11 protein-coding genes are annotated in these 14,043 nt (G+C 62.0%); all 11 read right to left on the bottom strand.

Annotated features, from left to right (window positions below; translation table 11 throughout):
* Positions 1–10: 10 nt before the first annotated feature.
* The 11 genes from HCR84_RS01885 to HCR84_RS01835 all read right to left on the bottom strand — a co-directional run bounded on the left by HCR84_RS01885 (position 11) and on the right by HCR84_RS01835 (position 13,988).
* A complete protein-coding gene (locus tag HCR84_RS01885) occupies positions 11–880 on the bottom strand; it encodes a LacI family DNA-binding transcriptional regulator (protein ID WP_166982625.1) in 870 nt (289 codons plus the stop codon).
* Positions 877–3,357, bottom strand: a complete 2,481-nt coding sequence (locus HCR84_RS01880; protein WP_166982627.1) for a glycoside hydrolase family 2 protein — start codon at positions 3,355–3,357, stop codon at positions 877–879. The genes HCR84_RS01885 and HCR84_RS01880 overlap by 4 nt, the downstream gene beginning before the upstream one ends.
* Positions 3,358–3,406: 49 nt before the next feature.
* Complete coding sequence (locus HCR84_RS01875; RefSeq protein WP_166982629.1) at positions 3,407–4,300, bottom strand: ABC transporter ATP-binding protein; 894 nt, start codon at positions 4,298–4,300, stop codon at positions 3,407–3,409.
* Positions 4,301–4,302: 2 nt separating this feature from the next.
* Positions 4,303–5,193: an ABC transporter ATP-binding protein gene (locus HCR84_RS01870; RefSeq protein WP_166982631.1), complete on the bottom strand. Its 891-nt coding sequence runs from the start codon at positions 5,191–5,193 to the stop codon at positions 4,303–4,305.
* Positions 5,190–6,188 (bottom strand): ABC transporter permease, encoded by a 999-nt coding sequence (locus tag HCR84_RS01865; RefSeq protein WP_166983243.1) that lies wholly within the window; start codon positions 6,186–6,188, stop codon positions 5,190–5,192. Before HCR84_RS01865 ends, HCR84_RS01870 begins: the two co-directional genes overlap by 4 nt.
* Before the next feature lie 5 nt (positions 6,189–6,193).
* Positions 6,194–7,183, bottom strand: a complete 990-nt coding sequence (locus HCR84_RS01860) for an ABC transporter permease (protein ID WP_166982633.1) — start codon at positions 7,181–7,183, stop codon at positions 6,194–6,196.
* 43 nt (positions 7,184–7,226) lie between these two features.
* Entirely contained in the window at positions 7,227–8,921 is a 1,695-nt protein-coding gene (locus HCR84_RS01855; RefSeq protein ID WP_208322163.1) for an ABC transporter substrate-binding protein, read from the bottom strand.
* Positions 8,922–9,100: 179 nt separating this feature from the next.
* The gene (locus tag HCR84_RS01850) at positions 9,101–11,140 is read right to left on the bottom strand and encodes a beta-galactosidase (RefSeq protein ID WP_166982635.1); all 2,040 of its coding nucleotides are present in this window, start codon (positions 11,138–11,140) and stop codon (positions 9,101–9,103) included.
* Between the two features lie 63 nt (positions 11,141–11,203).
* A complete protein-coding gene (locus HCR84_RS01845; RefSeq protein WP_166982637.1) occupies positions 11,204–12,133 on the bottom strand; it encodes an aldo/keto reductase in 930 nt (309 codons plus the stop codon).
* On the bottom strand, positions 12,130–13,047 hold the full coding sequence (locus HCR84_RS01840) for a carbohydrate ABC transporter permease (RefSeq protein WP_166982639.1): 918 nt from the start codon (positions 13,045–13,047) through the stop codon (positions 12,130–12,132). The genes HCR84_RS01845 and HCR84_RS01840 overlap by 4 nt, the downstream gene beginning before the upstream one ends.
* Complete coding sequence (locus HCR84_RS01835) at positions 13,044–13,988, bottom strand: carbohydrate ABC transporter permease (RefSeq protein WP_166982641.1); 945 nt, start codon at positions 13,986–13,988, stop codon at positions 13,044–13,046. The genes HCR84_RS01840 and HCR84_RS01835 overlap by 4 nt, the downstream gene beginning before the upstream one ends.
* Positions 13,989–14,043: the final 55 nt, after the last annotated feature.

Genomic DNA, 14,043 nt, shown 5'->3' with positions numbered 1-14,043 from the left:
GGGGATACTGCTATTCCGCATTCGATTCCGACACCCGCGTCGATTCCCGCTCGATGAGTCGCGGGGGCGCGAGCTGCTCATGCACATCGCGGTCGCCGTCAAGCACTCGAAGCAGAGCGTTCGCAACCGTGAGTCCCATGCTCTGCAGATCGTGATTGAACGCGGTAACCGGCGGGTGTGCCAACTGACAGTGAACCGAGTCGTCCCACGCCATCACCGCGACGTCCCCCGGAATACTCAAACCTCGTGCCGCCAGCACGTCGAGCCCTGCGAGAGCCATCACGTCGTTGTCGTAGAGAATCGCCGTCGGCGTTCCCTCCCTCTCAAGCAGCTCGCCCGTCGCTCGTGCGCCGCTGCCAGACGTGAAATCTGACTCGACACTCGACGTGTGCACTCCTCTCCGTTCGCCCGCGGCGACAAATGACTCGGAGCGTAGCTGCGTGTGCACGTAACGCTGCGGGCCCGTCACCCTCCCGATCACGTCGTGACCAGCATCCGCCAGAAAATCGATTGCTCTGTTCATGGTCTCGGCATCATGCGCGGCAACCGTCGCCAGGCCTGCCGAGTCTTCGGCGCGGCCCATCACAACCGCGGGAATCTTCAGCTGGCGCACGAGGTCGAGCCGCGGATCGTCGGGAACCAGATCGGCAACGACAACGCCCGCGACGTTTCCGTCGCGCGCCCAGCGTTCGAGCGTTGCGACTTCGTCTTCGATGCCCTGCACCACCTGCACGAGCAGCGTGAGCTCATGGGCGGCAAGGCCGTCCTCGATGCCGCGAATCACGTCCATCCAGAACGGCTCCATGGGCACTCTGCGCCGCGGAACATGCAAGCACAGCCCGACAGACGTCACGGTGCCTCCGATCTGCGACCGTGTCACCTGGCGACCAGGTCGTTCACCGAACATATCACCGGGAATCCGCAGAGCTCGCCCGTGCTGGCGCCGCCAGCTCCGCTCACGACAAACGTGTGACTCTGCCCCGCCTGCAGGGTGACAAGGCCGCTGTCGACGCGGGCGTCGGGCGCGAGCCGATCGGCCTGCAGCACAATGTCTTTGACAAGCGAGGATGCTGTGACTCTGACGTGCACCTCATCACCGTGGCGTTCGCTCGCGATTGTGAGTGCGCTTCGAGACAGCGCGAGGTCGCGGTCTGGAACGAAGTACCAGAACGTCGACTCGCCTGACGCAGACTCGACGGCGAGGTATTCATCAACCGCATCCACTGCCTCGGCGATGTCACCGAGGCGAAGCTGCGCGACAGATCGGGGTTCGACATCGAGCGCGATGCTCCGGCTCGCGAGCGTCGTTCCATCGACGCGACGACGGGCGACCTGAACAGTCGTCGTCCAGTGTTGCGCACTGTCGTTGTGAGCGATGAGCGTCGGCCGAGACTCTCGCGGCTGCACGGTCAACATCCGGTCCGCGTAGACGGCGGCGAGCGCGTGCCACACCGGCTTGCGGATGCCCGCATGATCGACGGCTGCCCATGAGATGACGGGCCACGTATCGTTCAGCTGCCACACGATCGCGCCGGTGTTCAGAGGATACAGCGACCGGAAGTGCTCGATTCCGAATCGGATCGCATGTGCCTGGTTCAGTTGCGTCGCCCAGTGCCACTCGTCGATGTCACGCCACCTCGGCAAATGTGCGCCGAGGCCACGTTCGAGCTTGGCATTTCCTTCGCCTGCCTTCTGGTGCACCAGCATCTGCGCACCATTCGGGTCGAGAGGCACGTCGTGCACGGCGCCCGTGAGCGTCGACCAGGCTGGCGGCCCTTGAAAGCCGAATTCCGACGCGAAGCGCGGTCGGTAACTGCGATACTCCGCATAGTCGAGCTCGTTCCAGACTGTCCAGATGTGCATGGTGCCGAAGCGCTCATCGTTGGGGTGCGCCCAGTGCGTGAACGAGAAGGGGCTTCCCGGTGAGTACGGAGTCGTCGGGTCGAGGTCGCCAACGATCGACGGCAGCACGTCGGTGTAGTACCCCTCACCCCACGAGCGATCACCGAGCTCAGTACGCCAGCCCCACTCGAGCCAGCCCCAGATGTTCTCGTTGCAGCCGTTCCAGAGGGCGATGCTGGCATGCCGCGAAATGCGGGCGACGTTCTGGCGCGCCTCTGCTTCGATCTCACCTCGCAGAGGTTCCTCTTCTGAGTACGCAGCGCAGGCAAAGAGAAAGTCTTGCCAGACAAGAATGCCCGCGGTCGAGCACGCCTCGTAGAACGCATCCTGCTCGTAGATGCCACCGCCCCACACGCGCAGCAGATTCATGCCGGCATCAACCGCATCGCGTACGCCGGCCTGGTACATCTCAGGGGTGACGCGAGCGACGAACGTGTCGGCGGGAATCCAATTTGCCCCACGAACGTAGACCGGCTGCTCATTGACGCTGATGGTGAACGGGCTGCCCTGAGCATCCGGTGCCGTGTCGATCTCGACGCGACGAAACCCGACGGGCGCTCGCCACGCGTCCTCGCCGACCGTCACCGTGACATCGTATCGAGGCTGTGCACCGTGCGTACGCGGGAACCACAGGTCAACAGCTCCAACGTCAACGGACACGAGGGCGCGCGTTTGCCCTGGTTCACAGGGCACGGATGCCGTCTGGCCAGCGACTGCCACCTCGACGTTCGTCGCGATCGCGGCATCCGCCCATTCGATGTCGACATGGGCATCGAGCGTGCCGCGCCCCCGCGAACCGTCAATGTCGTCGACGTGCACGAGAGGCCGCACCTCGGCGATGCGCACCCCAGACCACGACTCGATGCCGATGCTCTTCCAGATGCCGCACGTTGACACGTCGATTCCCCAGTCCCAGCCGAAGGTGCACGCCATGGTGCGCACGGCGTTGAAAGGATGGTGCATCACTGTCGGCCTCGCGCCCAGTAGCTTCTCCTGCTCGCGCGCGAACTCGATGGGCGAGCGAAAATCGATGACGAGTTCGTTCTCCCCGTCGACGAGCAGCGCTGCGACGTCACAGCGATAGCTGCGGTGCTGGTTCTGCGTGCGCGCAACCTCCGTGCCATTGAGCGTGATCGTCGCGGCAGTGTCGAGACCGTCGGCGACGAGATCGTGCCGGGCGTCGCCGGTGTCATGCCAGTCGAAGCTCGCACGGTACTGCCAGTCGCAGTAGCCGATCCATTCCTGCACCTTCTCGTTGTCGCCGTCATACGGGTCTCCAATAAGACCGGCGGCCAGCAGGTCGAGCTGCACGGCACCAGGAACGGTTGCCGGCACCTGCCGACCCGCGACGGCGTCGTCAATGGGCCCGGCGGTCGCCCGCACTGCCCATCGGGCGCTGAGCCCATTGCTCTTCGCTGTCGCGCTGGATGAGGTATCGAGGGTTCTGAGTGTCACGCTGCGATTCTCTACTTTCGGTGTCGCTTCATCATGAATTTTCTGCGGGTCAAGCCGCCACGGCGTCGTTCGCGTTCTCCCACTCGCCCGTGAAGTGGTTGTAGCAGACCGAGTTGTCGAGGGTCGAGCGATCGGGCGCCTCCTCAGAGCTCACAACCTTTCCGAGGTTCTCCGGGTCAGGTGCGGCAAGGGCGAGCAATCGCGTGTAATCGTGGTGAGGGTTGAGAATGACGTCATCAGAAGGCCCACGTTCCACGACCCGGCCCTTGTAGAGCACGAGGATCTCGTCTGAGAAATGTCGTGCCGTCGCCAGGTCGTGCGTAATGTACAGCACCGCCAAGTTGTCTTCGCGCTGCAGCTGCCCGAGAAGGTTGAGCACACCAAGCCTGATCGACACGTCAAGCATCGACACCGGTTCGTCTGCGATGACGACACCTGCGCCAGGTGCGAGTGCTCGCGCGATGGCAACACGCTGACGCTGGCCGCCCGAGAGCTCATGGGGTCGACGCTGCGCGAACTCCTCTGGGGGCTCGAGGTTCACGCGCGCAAGCATCTCGAGAACACGGGATGCTGTCGCGGTCGAGCCCTTCGTTATGTGATGAATTTCAAGCGGACGCGCGATGTGATGAGCAATCGAGTGGAAGGGGTTGAGCGAAGCAAATGGATCTTGAAAGACCATCTGCACATGGCGCCGAAATTGACGTTTCGGCACGGCCGCGCCATCGTCCAGCGTTGCAGTGATGGTGCCGCTGGAGGGCGTCTCAAGGTGAGACAGGATGCGGGCGATCGTCGATTTTCCCGACCCGGACTCACCAACGAGAGCAACGGTGCGCCCAGGGATGAGGTCGAACGACACGTTGTCGACGGCACGGAATTTCGAACGCATGATCCCTTTGCGAACGCTGAAGTCCTTGACGAGGTTTTCGACGTGAATGCTTGTCATGGTCAGTTCTCCTCTTCCGATTCGTCCACGCCCGTTCTAATGAATGCCCCTCGCGCTCCGCTCAAGCTGGGGAAGGAACCGAGCAGTTTGCGGGTATAGGGATGCTGCGCGTCCGCATAGAGCCGATCAGCGCGCCCAAGCTCGACGATCTCTCCCTGCAGCATGACCGCAATCCTGTCGCTTACCTCGAGCAGAAGCGGGAGGTCATGCGTGATGAAGATGACGGCGAAGCCCAGCTCGTCGCGCAGCCGAAGGATCTCACGGAGAATGTCGCGCTGCACGACAACGTCGAGAGCAGTCGTCGGCTCGTCCATGATCATCACCTGCGGCTCGAGGATCATCGCCATGGCGATCATGACGCGCTGACGCATTCCGCCGGAGAATTCATGAGGAAACGAGTTCAGACGCGCGGAGTCGACTCCAACTCTCTCGAGTGCGTCGGCCGCGCGCCTGCGACGCTCGGAGCGAGTGAGTCCAGGGCGATGAGTGGTCAGAACATCCTCGAGCTGCGCCCGAATGGAGATGACGGGATTGAGCGCGTTCATCGCGCCTTGGAACACCATCGACAGCTTCGACCACCGGAAAGCACGCATGTCCTCGTCTCGCAGCCCAAGCACATCAATATCCCCACCCTGGCGGTCGCTGAAAACGACGTTCCCCGACGAGATCCTCGCCGGCGGCTTGTGCAGCCGATTGATGGCGTAGGCCAACGTCGTCTTGCCGCATCCCGATTCGCCGGCGAGGCCGAGCACCTCTCCCGCCCCGAGGTCGAAACTCACGTGCTTGACCGCTTCGACCGGCTGATCGACTTCGTACACGACGGAGATATCTCGCACAGAGAGCACCGTCTGACGATCGGTCTCGACCTGAATATTCACAGCTGCATCGCTCATCGGGAAACCTCTTCGTTGCGATTTTCACGTGCCGCCGTGCGGGCGCGCTTCTTGTGGAGTCGCACGTTCTTCAGCTTCGGGTTGATGATCTCGTCAATGGAGAAGTTGACGAGCGACAGTCCCATGCCGAAAAGCGCGATCACGAGACCTGGCGGCACGAACCACCACCACGCGCCGAGCGGAAGGGCAAATCCGTTCTGCGCGTAGAACAGCATTGTGCCGAGTGTCGAAGAGTTCGAGGCGCCGAGTCCAAGAAACGACAACCCGGCCTCACCGAGAATCGCGGCAATCACCGCGAACACGAACTGCGAGGCGAGCACGGGCAGCAGGTTCGGCAGAATCTCGACGCCGATCACGCGCCACGCTCGTTCACCCGCGACTCGGGATGCTGCGACGTAGTCGCGACTGCGAATCGACAGCGTCTGCGCCCTGAGCACACGGGCGGCTCCCGCCCAGCTCGTGATGGCGAGCACGACGGCGATCGTCCAGAGCCCGCGAGAGGCCGGCGGCACAAATCCCGAGATGACAATCACGAGCGGAAGACCGGGAATCACCAGGAAGACATTCGAGAAGAGCGAGAATGTCTCGTCGGCGAATCCGCCGATGTAGGTTCCGAGAATCCCGAAGATCGCTGAGAGCACTGTCGCGAGTACTCCGACGATCAGTCCGATCTGAAGCGAGCCGCGTGTTGCGTACGCAAGTTGAGCGAACACATCTTGACCTGTTTGCGTCGTGCCGAGAATGTGCTCTGCCGATGGGCCTCTCAGCCCGATATTGCGGATGGTGGTCGGATCCATGACGAAGAGCGGGCCGAGGACGCCGAAAAGCGTGATCCCGACGATGAGCGCCAGCCCGACAGCCAGCCATGGCGTCAGGGTTGGGAGCATCATGCGCAGGGCGGATCTCGGGCGGCGGTTCTTCGTACTGGCGGCGATCGCCATCTGCCTCGTGGAGTCGGTGACGTCTGGGTCTGCGGGGCGTAGGAGGTTCGTCATCGTCATCAGCTCCGAGCTCGGGTTCGTGGATCGATGATCCCGTAGAACAGGTCGACGATCAGGTTCGCGCCGAGGACGGCGAGTGTGATGTAGAGGAATATCCCCTGCATGAGTGCGTAGTCATTGTTTGTAACCGCGCTGAGCAGTTTCGACCCGATGCCTGGATACGAGAAGACCTGCTCGGTGACGATAGATCCGGAGACGACGAACCCGAGCGATATCGCAAACCCGGCGACCGAAGGGAGCACAGCATTGCGCGCGGCGTAGGTCCGCAGAATGCGGCCGCTTCGGAGGCCCTTAGCTTGCGCGGTGAGGATGTAGTCCTCCGACAGTGTGGAAACCATCATGTTGCGCATTCCGAGAAGCCAGCCTCCCAAGGATGCGATGACGATCGTGAGGGCTGGCAGAAATCCGTACCGCAGCGCCGAGCCGATGAACTCCGCGTTCAAGCCTGGCGTGAGCACAACGTCGTATCCGCCTTGCGAGGGGAGAATGTGCAATGTCGTCGCGAAGAAGTACACGAAGATCAGCGCGAGCCAGAAGTAGGGAACGGCGGCGAGCAGCGTTGTCGCGGGGACGAGTGAGTCGAGCCACGTTCCCGGCTTCCAACCGGCGAGCGCACCGAGGCTCACACCGATCACCGTGGCGATCACCGTGGAGATGCCCACGAGCATGATCGTCCAGGGAAGTGATTGCCCGATGACGTCCGTCACCGGCGCGGGGAAATAGCTCACGGACGTTCCGAGGTCTCCCCGCAGCACGTTGACCAGGTACTGGACGTACTGAACGATCACCGGCTGCGACGAGTCCCCGCCAAGGAGGAGCTCAAATGCATGACGTGTGGCGGCGTCAACGGTTCCACCGCGCTGCTGCAACTTCGCAAGCAGAATGTCAACGGGGTTTCCGGGCATCAGACGGGGAATGATGAAATTCAGCGTCAATGCCGCCCACAAGGCCACGGCATAGAAGCCGAACTTGCGCACGTAGTAATTCATACGGCCGCCTTCCCCGTCGGCCGACGCTCCTCCTTGGCCACGCTCACTTCCCCGTTGGCTTCAGCGCTTTGAACACCTCGGCGTTGTCCGGGGACTGCCAGACGGCGGGGAAAGCGTACAGGTTGTCGAGAGTGGGCCAACCCGTGAACTTTTCGGCATGGAACTCGCTCGTCGTGCCGCCAGTCATGATCGGGATATACGGCATGGCCTCGACGATCTTGCCTTGGATGATGTCGAACTGCGCTTGGCGAGCTTCGGTGTCGTCGGGGTTCGTCTGCTTGAGCACGGCGAGCGCCGCGTCAACGTCTTCATCGCTGTATCGGCTGATGTTCACAGGAGCTGTTTCGCCGACCTTTGCTGTGTTCGCTGTTGAGAAGAAGTTGTTGTACAGGTAGTACGGGTCGTTCGCCGGGCCCTGTCCGAGTGAGTCGATGACGAGCTCGAAATCGCCCTTGCTCTTCTTGTCCGTCCACTCGTTCCACGACGTCTGCGACGCAGTAAGACCGATCCCGACCTGCTTCAGCTGCTGGGTCATCGTGTTAATCGCTGTGATGTAGTCGGTCCACCCGGTAACCACCTCGACCGTGAGGTTCAGAGCGACGCCGTCCTTCGCGTAGATTCCGTCGGAGTTCTTGGCATACCCGGCGTTTTCCAGGATGGACGCGACCTTGTCCGCGTCTGGCGCACTCGGCGCGATTGGCTCGTCGATATCGGCCGATATCGAATCCCCCTGCGCCTCGGGAAGCGCGAACGTGGGTGACACATCGCTTGCCGTCTCCTGGAAAGCGAGCGAGTTGAGCTGCTCCCGATCCATGGCGTAGTAGATTGCCTTGCGTACGGCCGGGTCCGTCTGCGGCCCGGTGCAGCCGAGGTCGGCGTTTGCGCACGTAAGGAGCGCCATTTGATTCATAGGAATCGTGATGGCGTCGTATCCCGGGTACGTCTTCGACACATTGGCGAGGTCAGGAACCGGCCCGGTCTGCCAGTCGATCGATCCGGCCGCGAGCGCATCGGCACCCGCCGTGTTGCCCGAGAGCGAGAGGTATCGCACGTTCTTCACCGCCGGCTCACCGTCCCAGTAGTCTTCGTTCGCGGTCAAGAGGAACGCCTGCGGCTTAAACTTTCCGAGCGTGTAGGCGCCCGTCCCGACGGGCTCTTTGACCACATTTGTCGTCGGATCGATGTCTTTCCAGATGTGCTCGGGAACGATCGGCGCCTTACCAAGGATGTTCGGACCATCGACGAAGGCGGAGTGCTCGAAGGTGAAGGTGACGTGAGACTCATCGACCTTCGTCGCCTTTCCGTCATACCCGATCCCGTTGATCGCCGGTGTCTCGGTCAGCATCTCGAATGTAAAGACCACGTCGTCCGCGTTGAACGCTTCGCCGTCTGACCACGTCACGCCGTCGCGCAGTGTGACGTCAAGCTGCGTGCCGTCGTCGTTCCAGCTGTACTCAGTGCCAAGAAGTGGCTTGTACGGGTCGGAGTTGACCTGAGTCACGAAAAACAGCGACTCGAAAATCGTGCCGACGCCGCCGATGTTCGTCGGTGAGTACGGATTGAAGTTGATCTGGTAATCGCCAGCCTGACCGGTATAGGCGACAAGTGTTGCGCCGCTCGATCCGCTGTCAGCGGAGCTTCCGGACGACGAGCATCCGGTGAGCGCGAGAGCTGTGACGGCCACAGAAGCGGCGATGACGCCGACCTTCCTGCGCCACGGTGATTTCAGGGACATCATTGAACCTTTCATCGAAGTAACACCACTGATTTGTGGTGTTCGATCGGGCTGCGGCGTGCAGTTCCCACAGCCGTATGTACTTTCTTAGGTGACTTTATTAGGTCTGTCAAGTAACTTTTTGACCGTCGTCAATCGAAGGAGCGTCGAAATGATCGCGCCGGAGCGCATCGTTCAACGCGTTATTCGCCCGAGGGATTCTCCGCCGCCAGCATCCACTCACGCGACGATTCGCGGATGACGGCGACGCCGCCCGGTTCGAGAGACAGACCGGTGGCGCTGGCCCCTGTCACGAGGTCAACTCCTTCGCCGGAAACGGTGACACGCTCCGAGCCGTGGTGCAGCAGAAACAGATAGTCGGCCGCTGCCCCACGCCGGCGCACCGCTTCGAGGCCCAGGTCCGCTGCGCCGGAAACGACCGGCTCGATGCCGAGGTCGACACAGAGCCGCGCATAGAACCGGTCTCTCGACCGCTGCGTCAGGCGTGTCGAGAGGTAGGTCGCCGCCCCCGCGCCGACATCGTTGCGAGTGATGGCAGGCAATCCAGCAAGGGCACCCTCGCGGTAATCGACGACCGATGTCGCCCCGTCGAGCTGCACGCGTTCAGACCACAGCTCGCTATAGTGCTCCTCCCCGAGTTCGAGAGTTTCGCCATCGGGCAGCGGTCTGATCTCCTCCGCACGCACACCGAGCAGCTCACGGAGCACACCAGGGTACCCCCCGGTGATCACACGCTGATTCATGTCGGCGATGCCCGAGAAGAATTGCACGACAACCTGCCCGCCCGCGCGAACGTACGACGTCAGCCACGCGGCATCCGCCTCGCTCATCGCGAACATGCTCGGAATGATCACGAGTCGATAGCGACTCAGATCGTCGCCTGCGCGCACAAAGTCGACAGAGATGCCGGCCCGCCAGAGCGACCGGTGGGTTGCTCGCACCTCGTCCGAATACGACAGGGCGTCATTGGGCAGATGAGGAGTCTCTGTCGACCACCACCCCTCGGCATCCCACAGAATCGCCACGTCGGCCTCGAACGTTCTGCCGTCTGTGGGCGGCTCGACAACCTCCGAGATGGACTCGAGGATGCCACCGAGTTCGACAACGGCCTCGAACGCCCGAGAGGCCTCCCCCGCGTGAGGAACGAGAGCCCCATGCCAAAACTCCGAGCCGCCGGCTGAAGCTCGCCATTGAAAGAACAGTGAGCTCTGCGAGCCGCGCGCGATGTACCCGAGAGAGTTGCGTATCGTTTGATCTGGCTCTTTGAGAGAGGTTCTGTCGCCCATGCGGATACCAATGGCGTTCTGCTCCATCAGCAGCCACGGACCGCCGGCCCACGATCTCGTCAGGTCTCCACAGTAGGCAACATGTGTCTCTCCGTCGATCCCAGGATCGTCGAGATAGTGGTCGATTGAAACGGCATCCTGCGCGTCGCTCCACGACCATTGCTCCAGGTGGTTCCACGTGGGAAGCATGAAGTTCGTCGTGACGGGGGCGGTTGATCCGGATGCCGTGATCTCGGCCTTCTGCTCGAGATATGCCTCGAGCATCTCGTCGGAGTTGAACCTCTTGAAGTCGACGGCCTGTGCCGGATTGTGAAGGTACTGAGTCGCTCGCGGCGGCAGCACGTCGTTCCACTCGTCGTAGTGTTGCGACCAGAACGCCGTCACCCACGCCGCATTGAGCGCGTCGAGAGAGTCGTATTTCCTGCGGAGCCAGCGGCGGAACGCCTCTGCCGCGTGAGGGCCGTAGTCGATTGTCCCGTACTCGTTGTGCACATGCCATCCACGAAGCCCGGGATGGGAGCCGTAACGGTCGGCGAGGAACCGCGCGATCCGCCGAGACGCATCGCGATAGGCGGGAGCGCTGATCGCATAGGTGTCCCGCGAGCCATGGCTGAGCTTCGTGCCATCCGCACGCACGGGCAGCGCGTCAGGGTACGCACGTGTGAACCACGGAGGTGGTGATGCCGTGGGCGTGGCGAGAAAGAACCCGATGCCCGCTTCATGAAGCAACGCGATGATGTCGTCGAGCCAGGTGACGTCGTATTCCCCCTCGCGAGGTTCGAGCAGGGCCCACGAGAAAATGCCGAGGCTCACCGTATTTACCGCGGCGCGGCGCATGAGCGCGATGTCTTCCACCCACACATCCCTCGACCATTGCTCGGGGTTGTAATCGCCGCCGAAGAGAAGGCGGCCGGGGTTATACGGATGCTGTGTCATCTGTCGCTTTCCTGTTGTGTGGCAGGCGGTGAGAAAGCCTGCCCGTCGATGTCGGTCGAATGATTACCGCCCGTCTGGGCCAAGCTGGTGAGCCGGGTCGGGAAGCGCGTCATCAAGCTCGGGCCAGACATCGTGGGGTACCGACTGCGACGCCCAACGGATGACGCGTTCAATGTTCGCTCTCGACGACGAGCCGACGATTGTCCCGGTTATGCGCGGATCGCGCAGGCTGAGACCGAGAGCGAGCGCACCAACCGGGATGCTGCGGGCGCTGGCGATCTCGCGGATCCTCAGCACCGCTTCCTTCTGCACCTCGCTGACCGGTCGATAGTGGTAGGTGCCGATCGGCCCTTCGTCGGTCGTGAGCGCGCCTCCGCCAAACGGAGCCGCATTGAACACGCCCATCCCCCGCTCAGCGCAGGCGTCGAGAAGCCGGTCGGCAGACCTGTCGAGCAGCGTGTACCGATTGTGGGTGACAAGCAGTTCAAACTCCCCTGTCTCGACGAAGCGCTCAAGCAGACCTGCTGGCCCCCCGGCGACGCCGATGTGCCCGACCACGCCTTCGTCGCGCAGCGCGACGAGCGCGCGCACCGGGCCGTCGTCGGCCATCGCCTCGTCAAACGTGATGCGCTCCGGATCGTGCAGATGAACGACAGGCAGCGTGTCAAGGCCGAGACGCTCGCGCGACTCCCTCACCGATTCGCGCACGCGGGCACCAGAGAAATCGGTGCTTCCGTTTCGAGGATCGGCCTTGGTGAACACTTGGATGCTGCCAGAAGGAAGCTCGACAAGAACCCGACCGACGTACTCCTCTGCCCGGCCATAGCCATTGCTCGTGTCCCAATCGCGCAGGCCCGCTTCTGCCGCAGCGCGCAAGGCCGAAAGTGCCTTCTGGGTATCGCCGCCCTGACCGATGCCTGACGTGCCGAATACCACGGGACCAGAGGTGAGACCGGTGGCACCAACCCTGCGGCGCGCGGTGATGTCGGTCATCCCTTGAGGCCTCCACTCACGAGGTCGAGGCGCCAGTACCGCTGAAGCACAAGCATCATGATGATAAGCGGGATGATCGAAACAGCGGCGCCGATGATGGCGAGGCTGTATAGCGACGGAGTACCCGATCCTTTAGATAGCAGCGTGTACAGCCCAACGGTCAGCGGGTATTTCGCCTCGTCAGACAACATGATGAAGGGCAGAAGAAAGTTGTTCCAGATTCCGACGAACTGCAGAAGGAAGATGGTCACCATTCCTGGCACCATCATCGGAAGCGCGATTGATGTGAAGACCCTCGCGTCGCCTGCGCCGTCGATGCGCGCGGCTTCCATCATCTCCGAGGGAATCGCCGACGCCGCGTAGACCCGGGCGAGAAAGATCCCGAAGGGTGAAATAAGGCACGGCAGCAACACTGACCAATACGTGCCAGCGAGACCGATCTTCGACATCAGCAGGTACTGCGGAATCGCCAGAGTGATGCCGGGCAGAAGCACCCCGGCGAGGATCGTGTAAAACCAGACCTGGCGGCCAGGAAACTGAAACTTCGCCAGCGCATAGCCAGCCATCGTCGAAATCAATGTCGAGAGCAACGCACCGAAGCCGGCAAAGATCAGGCTGTTCATCGCCCAAAGCCCGAAAACGCCGCCACCGTATGAGAAGAGATCAGAGAAGTTCTCTGCCAGCCCGGTACCGGGAAGGAAAGTGAAGGTGGTGAAGAGCTCCGAGTTCGACTTCGTCGAAGCGACGAGCACCCAGAGAACGGGGACCAGGCAGTAGATCGCGCCGAAGATCAGCACGGCTGATCCAACGAGCGGTCTGCGTGCTGCGCGACGGGAGCGTCCGCTCTCTCCGCGATCCGGAGCGATTGTCACTGCATTTGTCACGGCACGCCTCGCTTCTGTCTTGATACTCATGAACCGTCTCCGAACGCTTTTTTCTGAGTCATGCGGAGGAGCACGACCGAAACAACAAGAGTTCCGATTGCGAGCACAACCGAAGACGCGGCGGCAAGGGAGAGGTCATCGCGAGCAAATGCATCACGGGTGATCTTCATCAACGGAACCCACGTCTGCGAGATCTCGTTTGTCATGGGCCGAAGGGTCGTCGGCTCACCATAAAGCTGGAGTGTGCCGATGAGTGAGAACAGTCCCGTGAGCACGAGCGCTGGCGCCACGAGGGGGATCTTTATGCGCCAGGCGATCTGCCACTCACTCGCACCGTCGATCCGCGCTGCCTCGTGGAGCTCGTTCGGGATGCCGCGGAGCGACGTGTAGATGATGATCATGTTAAACCCGACACCACTCCAGATGGCGATGTTGGCAACAGCCGGGAACAGCGCTCCCCCCGTCAGAACCTCAAGATCGGCAAAGCCCAATTGATTCAGGATCCAGTTCAACGGGCTCGTCGAGGGAAGATAGAGGAACCCCCACAGCAATGAAGCAATGACCCCGGGAACCGCGTAGGGAACGAAGATTGCGATTCGGGAGAATCGCGCTGCGCGAACCCGTGGAAGATCGAGAAGCAGCGCGAAAAGAAGCGCGAGGCCGAGCGTCACCGGTACGGCGATGACACCGTAGATCGCCAGCCGCCCGAATCCGGCGAAAAACTCGGCGTCGGTGAACGTTCTGATGTAGTTTTCGAATCCGACCCACGTCTCCTCACGCACGCCGAACGGGCCTCCCCCGCTGACATGCATCCCGCGGAAGCTCAGATAGATCGCATAGATGATGGGAATGGCCAGAAAGACCACGAAGAGCAGACCTGCCGGTGACAGGAACACATACGGCACCAACCAGCGGCGGGCCGAGATTTTACGTTTGGCACGGGATGTCCGTGCGAGAGTGTCGATGCTCATAGTTCTCCTCGATTTCCCAAGAGAGGGATGCTGGTGGGAGACCCACCAGCATCCG

The sequence above is a fragment of the Paramicrobacterium fandaimingii genome (assembly GCF_011751745.2).
GTDB classification, from domain to species: Bacteria; Actinomycetota; Actinomycetes; order Actinomycetales; family Microbacteriaceae; genus Paramicrobacterium; species Paramicrobacterium fandaimingii.
Note: the sequence above shows the minus strand (reverse complement) of the source record. Positions and strands in the feature narration are given on the sequence as shown.

Coding starts and splice junctions, on each gene's coding strand:
- HCR84_RS01875 (WP_166982629.1), bottom strand. CDS start 4,300: ATGACAAGCATTCACGTCGAAAACCTCGTCAAGGACTTCAGCGTTCGC.
- HCR84_RS01870 (WP_166982631.1), bottom strand. CDS start 5,193: ATGAGCGATGCAGCTGTGAATATTCAGGTCGAGACCGATCGTCAGACG.
- HCR84_RS01865 (WP_166983243.1), bottom strand. CDS start 6,188: ATGACGAACCTCCTACGCCCCGCAGACCCAGACGTCACCGACTCCACG.
- HCR84_RS01860 (WP_166982633.1), bottom strand. CDS start 7,183: ATGAATTACTACGTGCGCAAGTTCGGCTTCTATGCCGTGGCCTTGTGG.
- HCR84_RS01855 (WP_208322163.1), bottom strand. CDS start 8,921: ATGATGTCCCTGAAATCACCGTGGCGCAGGAAGGTCGGCGTCATCGCC.
- HCR84_RS01850 (WP_166982635.1), bottom strand. CDS start 11,140: ATGACACAGCATCCGTATAACCCCGGCCGCCTTCTCTTCGGCGGCGAT.
- HCR84_RS01845 (WP_166982637.1), bottom strand. CDS start 12,133: ATGACCGACATCACCGCGCGCCGCAGGGTTGGTGCCACCGGTCTCACC.
- HCR84_RS01840 (WP_166982639.1), bottom strand. CDS start 13,047: ATGAGTATCAAGACAGAAGCGAGGCGTGCCGTGACAAATGCAGTGACA.
- HCR84_RS01835 (WP_166982641.1), bottom strand. CDS start 13,988: ATGAGCATCGACACTCTCGCACGGACATCCCGTGCCAAACGTAAAATC.